This is a genomic window from Nocardioides sp. CPCC 206347 (genome assembly GCF_048654605.1).
Classification (GTDB): Bacteria; Actinomycetota; Actinomycetes; order Propionibacteriales; family Nocardioidaceae; genus Nocardioides.
In genome coordinates this window covers 191,021-203,848 of the sequence record NZ_JBMCYZ010000007.1, presented here as the reverse complement: position 1 = coordinate 203,848, position 12,828 = coordinate 191,021, and the positions used below count along the sequence as shown (strand labels likewise).

Here is a 12,828-nt window from a genome sequence, read left to right as displayed (position 1 = left end):
GATGACCGCCTGGCTGTTGCTGGGACTTGCCATCCTCCTCATCGTGGCGTGCGGCCTTTTCGTCGCCGCCGAGTTCGCGTTCGTGACGGTCGACCGCGGCCAGGTCGACCGTGCCGCTGACGAAGGCGACCATTCGGCGATCGGCGTGCAGAAGGCACTGCGTTCGTTGTCGACCCAGTTGTCCGGCGCCCAGGTCGGGATCACGATCACGAATCTCGCGATCGGTTTCCTTGCGGAGCCGGCCGTTGCCGAACTGCTGCGGGGACCGCTGCGGAGCGCCGGCATGTCCGAGGGTGCCGTCAGTCCGGTTGCCGTGGCCACGGCGCTGGTGCTCAGCACCTTCTTCACCATGCTCATCGGCGAGCTGGTCCCGAAGAACCTCGCGATCGCGCTGCCGATGACCACCGCCCGCCTCACCCAGCGCCCCATGCGGGCCTTCACCGCTGCGGCCTCCGGTCCGATCAGGCTGCTCAATGGCAGCGCCAACGCCGTCGTGCGCCGGCTCGGCGTCGAACCACAGGAGGAGCTGCGCTCGGCGCGCAGCTCCACCGAGCTGGCCTCGCTGATCCAGCGCAGTGCCGACGAGGGCACGCTCGACGCCGACACCGCCGAGCTGATGGAGCGGTCGGTCGAGTTCGGCACCCGTACGGCAGGGGAGATCATGACGCCCCGCGTGCGGACCCGTTCCCTGGAGGCCAATGACCGCGCCAGTGCCGTCATCGCGCTGGCCCGCGAGTCCGGCAACTCCCGGTTCCCGGTGCTCGACGAGTCCGATGCCGTCGTCGGCACCGTGCACGTCAAGAACGCCGTTGCGCTGCCCCTGCACGAACGCGCGACGACGAAGGTCAAGCACCTGATGGTCCGGCCGATCGTCGTGCCCGACTCCCTGCGCCTGGATCCGCTGATGGCCCTGTTGCGCGCCGACGGCTTCCAGATGGCCATCGTCCTCGACGAGTACGGCGACCACGCCGGCATCGTGACGCTGGAGGACGTGATCGAGGAGATCGTCGGTGACATCGCCGATGAGCACGACCGCCTCGGCAGCCGCGGCCGCCTGCGCCGCGACGGCACCTGGTCGCTGTCCGGCCTGCTGCGCCCCGACGAGGTCGAGGACCTCACCGGTGTCGCACTGCCGGAGGGTGAGGACTACGACACGGTGGCCGGACTGGTCCTGCAGGTGCTGGGCCGGATCCCGTCCTCGGGTGACCGGGCCGTCGTGCCGCTGGAGCCCGAGGGTGAGGACGACGACGAGCCGGCCCGCCGTGCCGTGCTGACCGTCGACCACATGGACGGCCTGCGGATCGACCGGATCTCGATGCGTGTGGAGGTCGTCGATGAATGACGTCGCCGCCCTCCTGCTCGCGGTCTTCCTGCTCGCCGCGAACGCGTTCTTCGTGGGCGCCGAGTTCGCCCTGATCTCCGCACGACGCAGCCAGATCGAGCCCCGGGCCCAGGCCGGTTCCCGGATGGCGAAGATCACCCTGGCCGCGATGGAGCGGGTGTCGCAGATGATGGCGGGCGCCCAGCTGGGCATCACCATCTGCTCCCTGGGCCTCGGTGCCGTGGGGGAGCCGGCGCTGGCGCACCTCATCGAGCCGGTCTTCCACGAGCTCCACGTGCCCGACGCCTGGCTGCACCCGGTCGCCTTCGTGCTCGCGATGACGATCGTGGTGTTCCTGCACGTCGTCCTCGGCGAGATGGTGCCCAAGAACCTCGCGATCGCGGGCCCGGACCGTGCTGCCCTGATCCTCGGGCCGCCGATGTACGGGATCGTGCTCGTGCTGCGCCCGATCATCGTCGTCATCAACGCGTTCGCCAACGGCATCCTGCGGTTGCTCGACATCGAGCCCAAGGACGAGATCGGCAGCACCTACACCCGCGAGGAGGTCGCCGCACTGGTCGAGGAGTCGCACGGCGAGGGCCTGCTCGCCGAGGACGAGTACGGCCGCCTGTCCGGCGCGCTCGGCTTCACCGAGAAGACGATCGCCGCCGTGACCCTGCCCCAGGACTCCCTGGCGACCGTCGTGCGCGGGTCGACCGGAGCCGACGTCGAGGCGATCTGCGCCGCCACTGGGTTCAGCCGGTTCCCGGTGGTGTCGGACGGCACCGACGGGCCCAGCGAGCTGATCGGCTACCTGCACATCAAGGACGTCCTCGAGCCCGACGAGGAGCGCCGGATGCGGCCGGTCGGCGATCGCTGGATCCGTCCCTTCGCGACGGTCACGCCGGACACGCCGCTGCACGACGCCCTCGAAGTCCTGCAGCGCCGGGGCGCCCACATGGCCCGCGTGGTCGAGGCGGACGGTACGACGCTCGGCGTCGCCGCACTCGAGGACGTCATCGAGGAACTGGTCGGTGTCATCCGCGACGCGGCGCACTCGGACGAGCAGGCGGCCAACTAGGGTGGCGCTCGTGGGTGCACCCGAGACGCGCGACGAACCTGCCGCGGGCCGTCAGGTGCTGACCGTTCCCAACGTGATCAGTGCCTCGCGGCTGCTCGGCGTTCCCTTGTTCCTGTGGCTCGTCCTCGGCCCCGAGGCCGACGTCTGGGCGCTCGTGGTCCTGATGGTCGCCGGCGGCACGGACTTCCTCGACGGCTGGCTGGCGCGCAAGCTCAACCAGCAGTCCGAGCTCGGCAGGCTGCTCGACCCGGTCGCTGACCGGTTCTACATCCTGGCCGTGGTGATCGGGCTTGCGCTGCGCGACGTCATCCCGTGGTGGGTCGCGGCTTCGCTGCCGTTGCGCGACCTGCTGCTGTGGGGCCTCGTGCCGCTGCTGCGGACCCGTGGCTACAGCGCCCTGCCGGTGCACTTCCTGGGCAAGGCCGCCACCTTCAACCTTCTCTACGCCTTCCCGCTGCTGTTCCTCGGCGACGGCGAGGGCACCGCTGCCACGCTCGCGCAGATCTTCGGCTGGTCGCTGGCGTTGTGGGGGATCGGCCTCTACTGGTGGGCCGGCGTCCTCTACGCGTGGCAGGTGCGCAAGCTCCTCGCCACGACCGAGCGCCGCCCACGGGGGGCGGGCCCGCATGCCTGACACCATCGACCGGACCCGGACCCCGCTGCTGACCCTGATCACGCTGGAGGCGCTGGACCGCGACTACCAGGCGGCGGCGTCGCGGCGAGGCGTCGACACCCGCGAAGGGGCGGGACCGCGCGTGGCGGTCGTCCTCGTGATGGCTGCCTTCGCGATGCTCGTGACGGTCGCCGCCGTACAGACCTCGCAGAACGCGGACGTGGACGACGCCAGCCGGGCCAGCCTGATCTCGCGGATCGAGTCGCGGCGCGCCGTGGTGGGTGACCTGCAGGCGGAGATCGCCGACAAGCGCGCTGCCAACACCGCGGCCGAGGCGACGCTCCGGTCGCTGGGCTCGCGCTACAGCGACACCCAGGCCGACGCGACGGCAATGGGTGCGCTCACGGGCTTCGAACCGGTCACCGGCGACGGCATCCGCGCCACCCTGGACAACCCGCCCAATGCCGGTGAGGACGACGCGGTCGTGCGCGACACCGACCTCGCGCTGCTGGCCAACGGGTTCTGGGCCGCCGGCGCCGAGGCGATCTCCATCAACGGCCAGCGCCTCTCCCCGATGAGCGGGATCCGCAACTCCGGGGAGCCCGTCGAGGTCAACGGCATCGGCATCGCGCCGCCGTACACGATCCTGGTCATCGGCGACCAGCGCACGCTGTCGGCCAACTTCATCGACACGTCCCCGGGCCTGCAGTTCCTCGCGCTGAAGGACCGGTACGGCTTTCCCTACGAGGCCGACAACGAGGACGACCTCCACCTCCCGGCGGCGCCCGCGTCGACCCGGCAGCTACGGTCGGCGACGGTCCTGAGCAATCCCAAGATCGAAGGAGGTGAGGCGCCGTGATCGCCGTTCTCGGTCTGCTGGTGGGTGTCACTCTCGGGTTCGTCCTCCAGCCGGACGTCCCTCAATCGCTGGAGTTCTACCTGCCCATCGCGGTGGTCGCAGCGCTCGATGCCGTGTTCGGCGCGCTGCGCGCCTACCTGGACGGGATCTTCGACGACAAGGTGTTCGTCGTCTCGTTCCTCAGCAACGTCGTGATCGCGGCCGGGATCGTCTACCTCGGTGACCGCCTCGGCGTCGGCGGCCAGCTCTCGACCGGTGTCATCGTCGTGCTCGGGATCCGGATCTTCACCAACGCTGCCGCCATCCGGAGGCACCTGTTCCATGCCTGACGAGACCCCCGGCAGCCCCGCGAGCACGGCCACCGACCGCCTCAAGCAGGCGCTGCTGCGGCCGTCCCGCAAGCAGGTCGTTGCCGGCCTGTTGCTGGCGATGCTGGGGTTCGCCGCGGTGACCCAGGTGAGGGTGACCGGTACCGACGAGACCTACGCCGGTCTTCGCCAGCAGGACCTCATCGACCTGCTCGACGGCCTGGCCGGCACGCGCCAGCGCGCCGAGGCCGAGGTCGACCGGCTCGAGGACGTTGCCGCCGACCTGCGCGACGACTCGACCAAGCGGCAGGCCGCCCTCGAACAGGCCCGGAAGTCGGTCGACAACCTGAACATCCTGGCCGGGCTCGTGCCCGTGACCGGGCCCGGCATCCGGGTCACGATCACCGAGATCGACGGCCGGCTGACCCAGTCCTCCCTTCTCGACACGATCCAGGAGCTGCGCACGGTCGGTGCCGAGGCCATCGCGATCAACGGCACCGTGCGGGTCGTGGCACAGACCTTCATCGCCGAGTCCGACGGGGGCTTCACGATCGACGGCGAGCAGGTCGAGGCGCCGTACGTCATCGACGCCATCGGCGAGCCGGGTGTGCTCCGCGGTGCGCTGACCTTCGCGCTGGGGCCGAAGAAGCAGATCGAGGAGGACGGCGCACGGATCGAAGCACGGGAGCTGAAGGCGATCGACATCGAAGCTGTCGCGCGACGCGACCGGCCTCGGTACGCCGCCCCTGACCAGGGGCAGTAATCTTCTGGCCATGACGAACCCCGCCGAGCTGAAGTACACCGTCGAGCACGAGTGGCTGCGTGAGCCCGGGGAGGTCGCCGGATCGGTCCGGGTCGGCATCACCGACTTCGCGCAGGAAGCTCTCGGCGACATCGTCTACGTCTCGCTCCCCGAGCTCGGTGCCGCCGTGAGTGCGGGCACCCCGTGCGGCGAGCTCGAGTCGACCAAGTCGGTCAGCGACGTCTACGCCCCGGTCACCGGCGAGATCGTTGCCGTCAACGAGGCGCTGGACGCCACCCCCGAGCTGGTCAACAACGATCCGTACGGCGCCGGCTGGCTGTTCGAGGTCGTCCCCGCAGACAAGGGCGACGTCGACGGATTGCTCGACGCGGCCGCATATGAGGCACAGCTCGACACCTGATCGGGTACGTTCGTCAACGACCAACCCGGACCCTTCAAGGAGCCTTCTGATGCCGTTCTGCACCGCCTGTGGTCGGCAGAACCCCGATGATGCGCGGTTCTGCTCCCAGTGCGGAACCCGCCTGGTCGAGCAGGACGCGTCGACGCCCGCCGTCAGCGACGCGACCGCCACCATCCAGTTCGGTGCCGGCGCCTCCGCCGGTGATCGTGTGGAGACCTCTGACCGCGCGCTCAGCCCCGTGGACGCGGCTGCGGTCGACGCCTTGCCGATCGGACACGCGCTGCTGGTCGTCCAGAAGGGCCCGGGCTCGGGGAGCCGGTTCCTGCTGGATGCCGACGAGGTGACCGCCGGGCGCCACCCCGAGAGCGGGATCTTCCTCGACGACGTCACCGTCTCCCGTCGTCACGCGGTGTTCCGCCGTGACGGTGGCACCTTCACGGTCGAGGACGCGGGAAGTCTCAACGGCACCTACGTCAACCGCGACCGGATCGAGAAGACGCAGCTCACCGACAGCGACGAGGTCCAGGTCGGGAAGTACCGCCTGGTCTTCTTCTCCGGACACGAGAGCCACTGAGCATGGCCGTGGCCTTCGCCCGTGGCGAGCGGGAGCCCCTGCTCAACATCGGGCAGGTCCTGGAGATGCTTGAGCCCGACTTCGGCGGGCTGATCAGCATCTCCAAGCTGCGGGGCCTCGAGGACGACGGGCTGATCAAGCCCGATCGCACCGCCTCGGGCTACCGCAAGTTCTCCCATGCCGACGTGGAGCGGTTGCGCTACATCCTGCGGATGCAGCGTGACCACTACCTGCCCCGCCGCGTGATCCGCGAGCACCTCGACGCCATGGACCGTGGCCTCGAGCCGCCCGCACCCGATCCGGTCGTGCCCACGGTGCCGAAGGTGGCCATCGGGGTCGACGGCCTGCCCGCGCCCGAGTCGTTCCGTCGTACCGACAAGCTGCGACTCTCGCGCAAGGAGCTCATCAAGGTGGCAGAGATCGACGAGCAGCTGCTCGGACAGCTCGAGGACTTCGCGCTGATCACCCCGTCCGCCACCGGGCACTACGACACCGACGCACTCGTGATCGCCCAGACCGCTCGCGAGCTCGCCGACTTCGGCATCGAGCCTCGCCACCTGCGTGCCTTCCGCACCGCCGCCGACCGCGAGGTCGGGCTCATCCAGCAGGTCGTCGCGCCCGTGCGCGGCGGACGTGACGCCGGGGCCAACGCCCGTGCGGAGGAAGCGATCAGCGAACTCGCCGCCCTGTCGGTGCGGTTGCACGCGACTCTGGTCAAGGCCGGACTGCGCCGCATCTAGTACCTGCACCACTTCGTGGGAACCCTGAGTAGGCTGGGGTCATGCGCGAGGTGGAGGTCCTGGGAGTCCGGGTGGAGATGCCGTCCAACCAGCCCATCGTCCTGCTCCGGGAGTCCAGCGGTGAGCGGTACCTGCCGATCTGGATCGGCGCTGTCGAGGCGACCGCGATCGCCTTCGCCCAGCAAGGGGTGACCCCTCCGCGGCCGCTGACCCATGACCTGATGCGCGACATCATCACGGCCACGGGCTCCGACCTGGACCAGGTGCGGATCACCGACGTGAAGGACGGCGTCTTCTTCGCGACGCTGGTCTTCGCCTCCGGAGTGGAGGTCAGCGCGCGTCCGTCCGACTCGATCGCCCTCGCCCTGCGCACCGGCACCACGATCTACTGCGAGGACGCCGTGCTCGCCGAAGCCGGCATCGCGGCGCCGGCGGAGGAGGAGGACGAGGTCGAACGGTTCCGCGAGTTCCTCGACCATGTCTCCGCCGACGACTTCGAGGCCGAGGATCTCGGCCCCAACGAGGGTTGATTTCGAAGTCTCAGCCTCAACCTCACCTTGAGGCTGAGGGTTTTCCACGACACGCCCAGTGACGTCTTTGACCGACCCGGACTGCCGCCGTACCTTGAAGTGTCGAATGACACGCATGAATGTTGGATCCCGTGGAGGACCAGTGAACGAGCAGCAGCCGGAGACGGCACAGCAGTCCGCACAGCGTGAAGCTGAGGCGGCCGCCGCAGCCGAGGAGCAAGGACTGCTCTTCTCCGACGACGTTTCTCCGGTGCCGAGCGACCTCGGGTACCGCGGTCCGACGGCGTGCAACGCCGCCGGCATCACCTACCGCCAGCTGGACTACTGGGCGCGCACCGGGCTGATCGAGCCCAGCGTTCGCGGCGCCAAGGGTTCCGGCTCGCAGCGGCTCTACAGCTTCCGCGACATCCTGATCCTCAAGATCATCAAGCGCCTGCTCGACGCCGGTATCTCGCTGCAGCAGATCCGCACCGCGGTGAGCCACCTGCGCGAGCGCGGCACCGACGACCTGACCCAGGTCACCTTGATGAGCGACGGCGCCTCGGTCTACGAGTGCACCAGCAACGACGAGGTCATCGACCTGCTCCAGGGTGGCCAGGGCGTGTTCGGCATCGCCATCGGCGGCGTCTGGCGCGAGATCGAGGGCACCCTCGCCCAGCTCCCGAGCGAGCACGCCGATGCCGAGGCCGGCGAGGCGAGCGAGGGCGACGAGCTCGCCGCGCGACGCGCCGCGCGCATCGTCAGTTAGGACAGCTTTCCAACAAGAGCCACCCTGCGCTGTAGGGTGGCTCTTGCTGTTGATGCTGCACGGGAGAGTCAGGCCGCCCGAAAGACGTAGGCCTGCGCCGAAGGGGCAATTCCTCCCCGGAACCTCTCAGGCGCCCGGACCGTGCAGAGCAGGCAACTGTGGAGCTGCACCGGTGCAGTGACAGAGGGGGAGGGATTCGATCTCTCTTTGTCGATCCCCAAGGACCCGCCTGCTCATGAGCACCCCTTTCGTCAACCGCCACATCGGACCGGACGCACCGCAGGTCCACACCATGCTCGAGCGACTCGGCTTCGCCTCGATCGATGAGCTGATGGACGCGGCCGTGCCGAAGTCGATCCGCTCCACCGACGCCCTGGCACTGCCGGACGCCGTCGACGAGGAGACCGCGGCGGCCGAGCTCCGGGCCCTCGCAGCGAGCAACGTCCCCGGCGAACCCATGATCGGCCTGGGGTACCACGCGACGGTGACCCCCGCGGTGATCCGGCGCAACGTGCTGGAGGACCCGAGCTGGTACACCGCCTACACGCCATACCAGCCGGAGATCTCCCAGGGCCGGCTCGAGGCCCTCATCAACTTCCAGACGATGGTGTCGGACCTGACCGGCCTGACCACGTCCGGGTCCTCCCTCCTGGACGAAGGTACGGCGGCCGCCGAGGCCGTTGCGCTGGCGTTCCGTGCGAACCGGAAGGCCGCGGGTCCCTTCGTGATCGACGCCGACGCGTTGCCGCAGACCATCGACGTGGTGCGCACCCGTGCCGAGGGCATCGGCATCGAGATCCTCGTCGCCGACCTCACCGACGGCCTGCCGGAGGGCGAGGTGTCCGGTGTGCTCGTGCAGTACCCCGGCGCGTCCGGGCGGATCGCCGACATCAAGCCCGTCATCGACGCGGTCCACGAGCGGGGCGGCCTGGCCGTCGTCGCCGCCGACCTGCTCGCCCTGACCCTGCTGGAGGCGCCGGGCACGCTCGGCGCCGATGTCGTGGTCGGATCGGCGCAGCGCTTCGGTGTCCCGCTGTTCTACGGCGGCCCGCACGCCGGGTTCATCAGCGTCCGTGAAGGCCTGGAGCGCCAGCTCCCGGGTCGTCTGGTGGGCGTCTCGGTCGACGCCGAGGGACGGCAGGCGTACCGCCTCGCGCTGCAGACCCGCGAGCAGCACATCCGCCGCGACAAGGCGACGTCGAACATCTGTACGGCGCAGGTCCTGCTCGCGGTGACGGCCGCGATGTACGCCGTCTACCACGGCCCCGAGGGCCTCAAGGCGATCGCGACCGAGGTCCACGAGCTGGCCGGCCGTGCCGCTGCCTCGCTCCAGGGTGCGGGCTTCACGCTGGTCAACGAAACGTTCTTCGACACCCTCCAGGTGCGTACGCCCGGCCAGGCCGCCACGATCGTCAAGGCTGCGCGGGCCGAGGGCCTCCACCTGCGCCTCGTCGACGAGGACACGGTCGGCATCGCGTTCGGGGAGACCGCGAGTGCCGCGACCCTGCGGGCGCTGCACGCCGCCTTCGGCGTGACGCCACAGGCGGTCGAACCGCTCGAGGGACTTCCCGCGGCGCAGCACCGGACCACCGACTACCTGACGCACCCGGTGTTCAACACGCACCACAACGAGACGTCGATGCTGCGCTACCTGCACCGGCTCAGCAACCGCGACTACGCGCTCGACCGCGGCATGATTCCGCTCGGGTCCTGCACCATGAAGCTCAACGCCACGACCGAGATGGAGCCGATCTCGCTGGCCGGCTTCGCCAACCTGCACCCGTTCGTGCCCGTCGAGGACGCCGGCGGCTACGTCGCGATGATCGAGGAGCTCGAGGGCTGGCTCGCCGAGGTCACCGGCTACGACCGGGTCTCGATCCAGCCGAACGCCGGCGCCCAGGGCGAGTTCGCCGGGATGCTCGCGATCCGCAACTACCACCGCGCCAACGGCCAGGGCCAGCGCGACGTCTGCCTGATCCCGTCCTCGGCGCACGGCACCAACCCCGCGTCCGCCGTGATGGTCGGCATGAAGGTCGTCGTCGTGAAGTCCCACGACGACGGAACCGTTGACCTCGACGACCTGCGCGCGAAGTGCGAGCAGCACTCCGAGACGCTGGCCGCGATCATGGTGACCTACCCGTCGACGCACGGCGTCTACGAGGAGACCATCACCGAGCTCTGCGACCTGGTGCACGAGCACGGCGGCCAGGTCTACATCGACGGCGCCAACTTCAACGCGCTGCTCGGCTACGGCCAGCCGGGCAAGTTCGGCGGCGACGTCTCGCACCTCAACCTGCACAAGACGTTCTGCATCCCGCACGGTGGTGGCGGCCCCGGCGTGGGCCCGGTCGCGGTGCGATCGCACCTGGCGCCGTACCTGCCGACGCACCCGCTGCACCCGGACGGCAGCCGTCGCGAGGGCACCGGTGCGATCAGCGCCGCTCCCTTCGGTTCGGCGGGCATCCTGCCGATCTCGTGGGCCTACGTCCGGATGATGGGTGCCGAGGGCCTGACCCGCGCGACCGCCGTCGCCGTCCTGTCGGCCAACTACATCGCCGCCCGCCTCGGCGAGCACTTCCCGGTGCTCTACCGCGGTGAGACCGGACTCGTCGCGCACGAGTGCATCCTCGACCTGCGCAAGATCAGCCTGGACACGGGCGTCTCGGTCGACGACGTCGCCAAGCGCCTCATCGACTACGGCTTCCACGCACCGACGATGTCGTTCCCCGTCGCGGGCACGCTGATGGTCGAGCCCACCGAGTCCGAGGACCTCGCCGAGATCGACCGCTTCTGCGACGCGATGATAGCGATCAAGGGCGAGATCGACCGCGTCGTCGCAGGGGAGTGGGACGTCGACGCGTCGCCCCTGCACAACGCGCCGCACACCGCTCGCGCGCTGGTCGGCGAGTGGGACCGCTCCTACTCCCGCGAGGTCGCCGTCTTCCCGGCCGGCATCACCTCGGACAAGTACTGGCCGCCGGTGGCCCGCATCGACCAGGCCTACGGCGACCGCAACCTGGTGTGCGCGTGCCCGCCGATGGACGCCTACACCGACTGACCATGGGGTACGACGACGCGCTGGCCGCGTTGCAGGGTGCCGGTCGGCTGCCCTCGGTGTCGGCAGCGGTCGCGCGTGCCGGGGAGCCGGTCTGGAGCGGCTGCATCTCGGTCGCCGACGGCGTGGAGAGTGGGTCGTCGTACCGGATCGGGTCGATCACGAAGACCATGACGGCCGTGCTTGTCCTGCAGCTGCGGGACGAGGGGTTGTTGGCGCTGGACGACCCGATCGGAACGGTCGTGCCCGAGACGGGATATGCCGACGCCACGGTCCGCGAGCTGCTGTCGCACACCAGCGGGATGCAGAGCGAGCCTGTCGGTCCGTGGTGGGAGCGGTCGAGGGGTGGTGACGCGGATGCGTTGATTGCGGCCAATGACGGGTCGGGTCGCGTCGCCGCGGCGGGGGAGTACTTCCACTACTCGAACCTCGGGTTCGGCCTGCTCGGCGAAGCGGTCGCGCGACTGCGCGGCACCGACTGGTGGACCACGGTGGAGACCCGGTTGCTGGCGCCGCTCGGCATGGTGGAGACGTCGTACCACCCGCCGGCGAAGCACGCGCCGGGCCGCAGCGTCGACCACTTCGCCCACACGCTCACCGCCGAGCCGCACACCGACACCGGTGCGATGGCCCCGGCTGGACAGGCGTGGAGCACGGTGGCGGACCTGCTGCGCTGGGCCGACTTCCTCGCCGTGGGCCACGCCGACGTGCTGTCGTCGTCGACGCTCGCCGAGATGGCCGAGCCGGTGTCGCCGGCCGAGGCGTACGGGCTGGGTCTGCGCATCCTGCACCCAGGGGGCCGGACGCTCGTCGGGCACACCGGATCGATGCCCGGCTTCCAGGCGTCGCTGTTCGTGGACCGTGCGTCGCGCGACGCTGTCGTGGCTCTCACGAACGCGACCACCGGACTGCGCCCCGAGCACGTTCCGGCGATCCTGCTCGACGGCGCCGCCTGTCCGAGCCCCGGCCGGTGGCGGCCGACGTCGGAGGTTCCCGGGCCGGTGGTTCCGATGCTCGGCACCTGGTTCTGGGGGAACACCGCCTTCGGCGTGGAGTGGGCACACGACACGTTGCTGGTCCGGGACCTGCGGACCGCCGAGGTCAGCGACCACTTCGCGGTCATCGACGGCGAGCTGATCGGCATCGACGGCTACCACCAGGGCGAGCGCCTCGAGGTGCGCCGCCGTACCGACGGCACGGTCGACCATCTCGAGTGCGCGACGTTCGTCTACACCCGGGTGCCCTACGACCCGCGGGTCACGATTCCCGGTGGCCATCCGGCGCCGTGATCGACCCGACGAGGTGGGGTCTGCCCTAGCCTCGGGCCATGCACACATTGGTCAAGGTCGGCGCGGTCGTGGCACTCCTGGTCGGTCTTGCCGGATGCGGCAGTGACGACGACCCGGGTGACGCCGATCCGAAGCCGGGGACGACGTCGTCCGAAGACGGCGAGCCCGGCGGGCCGGACGCGGCTGACTGTGCGACCACCGAGCAGGCGGCCGGGTTCTCCGTCAACGGCCAGATCGTCGCGCAGTTCGCCAACCTCCCGACGAGCAGCTGGACCGACTCGCTCGGCAACCTGGCCGACCTCGACGAGCAGGTGGCGGCGCTCAGCACCCTGGACGGTGCCGACGTCCAGGCGGCGATCGCCATCTATGAACAGATCCCGCCGATCATCGACGCAGGCCTGGGTGGCGACACCACGGCCACGGCGAAGCTCGCCGACCTGATCGGGACCGACCCGGTCGAGGCGTTGAAGCTCAAGAACACGATCGTGCTCGCCTACGGGAAGCAGTGCCAGGGCGCAGGCTGACCATCGTCGTACGCCATGATGGG

Annotated in this window: 14 protein-coding genes and 1 riboswitch; all 14 genes read left to right on the top strand. The window is 69.9% G+C overall.

Annotated features, from left to right (window positions below; translation table 11 throughout):
* Position 1: 1 nt before the first annotated feature.
* Positions 2 to 1,342, top strand: coding sequence for a hemolysin family protein (locus tag ACOACQ_RS21780; RefSeq protein ID WP_378598921.1), 1,341 nt, complete (start codon positions 2 to 4; stop codon positions 1,340 to 1,342).
* Complete coding sequence (locus ACOACQ_RS21775; RefSeq protein WP_378598924.1) at positions 1,335 to 2,402, top strand: hemolysin family protein; 1,068 nt, start codon at positions 1,335 to 1,337, stop codon at positions 2,400 to 2,402. Before ACOACQ_RS21780 ends, ACOACQ_RS21775 begins: the two co-directional genes overlap by 8 nt.
* Positions 2,403 to 2,412: 10 nt before the next feature.
* Positions 2,413 to 3,036 (top strand): CDP-alcohol phosphatidyltransferase family protein, encoded by a 624-nt coding sequence (locus tag ACOACQ_RS21770; RefSeq protein ID WP_378598927.1) that lies wholly within the window; start codon positions 2,413 to 2,415, stop codon positions 3,034 to 3,036.
* Positions 3,029 to 3,874, top strand: a complete 846-nt coding sequence (locus ACOACQ_RS21765) for a DUF881 domain-containing protein (protein WP_378598930.1) — start codon at positions 3,029 to 3,031, stop codon at positions 3,872 to 3,874. The genes ACOACQ_RS21770 and ACOACQ_RS21765 overlap by 8 nt, the downstream gene beginning before the upstream one ends.
* Positions 3,871 to 4,203 carry a small basic family protein gene (locus ACOACQ_RS21760; RefSeq protein ID WP_420289268.1) on the top strand — a complete coding sequence of 111 codons (333 nt, stop codon included), beginning with the start codon at positions 3,871 to 3,873 and terminating at the stop codon, positions 4,201 to 4,203. The genes ACOACQ_RS21765 and ACOACQ_RS21760 overlap by 4 nt, the downstream gene beginning before the upstream one ends.
* Complete coding sequence (locus ACOACQ_RS21755) at positions 4,196 to 4,945, top strand: DUF881 domain-containing protein (protein ID WP_420289267.1); 750 nt, start codon at positions 4,196 to 4,198, stop codon at positions 4,943 to 4,945. Before ACOACQ_RS21760 ends, ACOACQ_RS21755 begins: the two co-directional genes overlap by 8 nt.
* 10 nt (positions 4,946 to 4,955) lie before the next feature.
* Complete coding sequence (gene gcvH / locus ACOACQ_RS21750; protein ID WP_378598937.1) at positions 4,956 to 5,345, top strand: glycine cleavage system protein GcvH; 390 nt, start codon at positions 4,956 to 4,958, stop codon at positions 5,343 to 5,345.
* A gap of 49 nt (positions 5,346 to 5,394) precedes the next feature.
* Complete coding sequence (locus ACOACQ_RS21745; protein WP_378598940.1) at positions 5,395 to 5,919, top strand: FHA domain-containing protein; 525 nt, start codon at positions 5,395 to 5,397, stop codon at positions 5,917 to 5,919.
* 2 nt (positions 5,920 to 5,921) lie between these two features.
* Positions 5,922 to 6,659, top strand: coding sequence for a MerR family transcriptional regulator (locus tag ACOACQ_RS21740; protein WP_378598943.1), 738 nt, complete (start codon positions 5,922 to 5,924; stop codon positions 6,657 to 6,659).
* A 41-nt stretch (positions 6,660 to 6,700) separates the two neighbouring features.
* Entirely contained in the window at positions 6,701 to 7,189 is a 489-nt protein-coding gene (locus ACOACQ_RS21735) for a bifunctional nuclease family protein (protein ID WP_378598946.1), read from the top strand.
* 142 nt (positions 7,190 to 7,331) lie between these two features.
* On the top strand, positions 7,332 to 7,937 hold the full coding sequence (locus tag ACOACQ_RS21730) for a MerR family transcriptional regulator (protein ID WP_378598949.1): 606 nt from the start codon (positions 7,332 to 7,334) through the stop codon (positions 7,935 to 7,937).
* Between the two features lie 50 nt (positions 7,938 to 7,987).
* Positions 7,988 to 8,089: riboswitch (glycine riboswitch) on the top strand.
* A gap of 83 nt (positions 8,090 to 8,172) precedes the next feature.
* On the top strand, positions 8,173 to 10,995 hold the full coding sequence (gene gcvP, locus ACOACQ_RS21725; RefSeq protein ID WP_378598952.1) for an aminomethyl-transferring glycine dehydrogenase: 2,823 nt from the start codon (positions 8,173 to 8,175) through the stop codon (positions 10,993 to 10,995).
* A 2-nt stretch (positions 10,996 to 10,997) separates the two neighbouring features.
* Complete coding sequence (locus ACOACQ_RS21720) at positions 10,998 to 12,281, top strand: serine hydrolase domain-containing protein (RefSeq protein WP_378598955.1); 1,284 nt, start codon at positions 10,998 to 11,000, stop codon at positions 12,279 to 12,281.
* Between the two features lie 38 nt (positions 12,282 to 12,319).
* A complete protein-coding gene (locus tag ACOACQ_RS21715) occupies positions 12,320 to 12,805 on the top strand; it encodes a hypothetical protein (RefSeq protein WP_378598958.1) in 486 nt (161 codons plus the stop codon).
* Positions 12,806 to 12,828 lie beyond the last annotated feature (23 nt).

Excerpts from the sequence above, each read along its gene's own strand:
- ACOACQ_RS21780 (WP_378598921.1), top strand. The coding sequence starts at position 2 with ATGACCGCCTGGCTGTTGCTGGGACTTGCCATCCTCCTCATCGTGGCG.
- ACOACQ_RS21775 (WP_378598924.1), top strand. The coding sequence starts at position 1,335 with ATGAATGACGTCGCCGCCCTCCTGCTCGCGGTCTTCCTGCTCGCCGCG.
- ACOACQ_RS21765 (WP_378598930.1), top strand. The coding sequence starts at position 3,029 with ATGCCTGACACCATCGACCGGACCCGGACCCCGCTGCTGACCCTGATC.
- ACOACQ_RS21755 (WP_420289267.1), top strand. The coding sequence starts at position 4,196 with ATGCCTGACGAGACCCCCGGCAGCCCCGCGAGCACGGCCACCGACCGC.
- gcvH (WP_378598937.1), top strand. The coding sequence starts at position 4,956 with ATGACGAACCCCGCCGAGCTGAAGTACACCGTCGAGCACGAGTGGCTG.
- ACOACQ_RS21745 (WP_378598940.1), top strand. The coding sequence starts at position 5,395 with ATGCCGTTCTGCACCGCCTGTGGTCGGCAGAACCCCGATGATGCGCGG.
- ACOACQ_RS21740 (WP_378598943.1), top strand. The coding sequence starts at position 5,922 with ATGGCCGTGGCCTTCGCCCGTGGCGAGCGGGAGCCCCTGCTCAACATC.
- ACOACQ_RS21735 (WP_378598946.1), top strand. The coding sequence starts at position 6,701 with ATGCGCGAGGTGGAGGTCCTGGGAGTCCGGGTGGAGATGCCGTCCAAC.
- gcvP (WP_378598952.1), top strand. The coding sequence starts at position 8,173 with ATGAGCACCCCTTTCGTCAACCGCCACATCGGACCGGACGCACCGCAG.
- ACOACQ_RS21720 (WP_378598955.1), top strand. The coding sequence starts at position 10,998 with ATGGGGTACGACGACGCGCTGGCCGCGTTGCAGGGTGCCGGTCGGCTG.
- ACOACQ_RS21715 (WP_378598958.1), top strand. The coding sequence starts at position 12,320 with ATGCACACATTGGTCAAGGTCGGCGCGGTCGTGGCACTCCTGGTCGGT.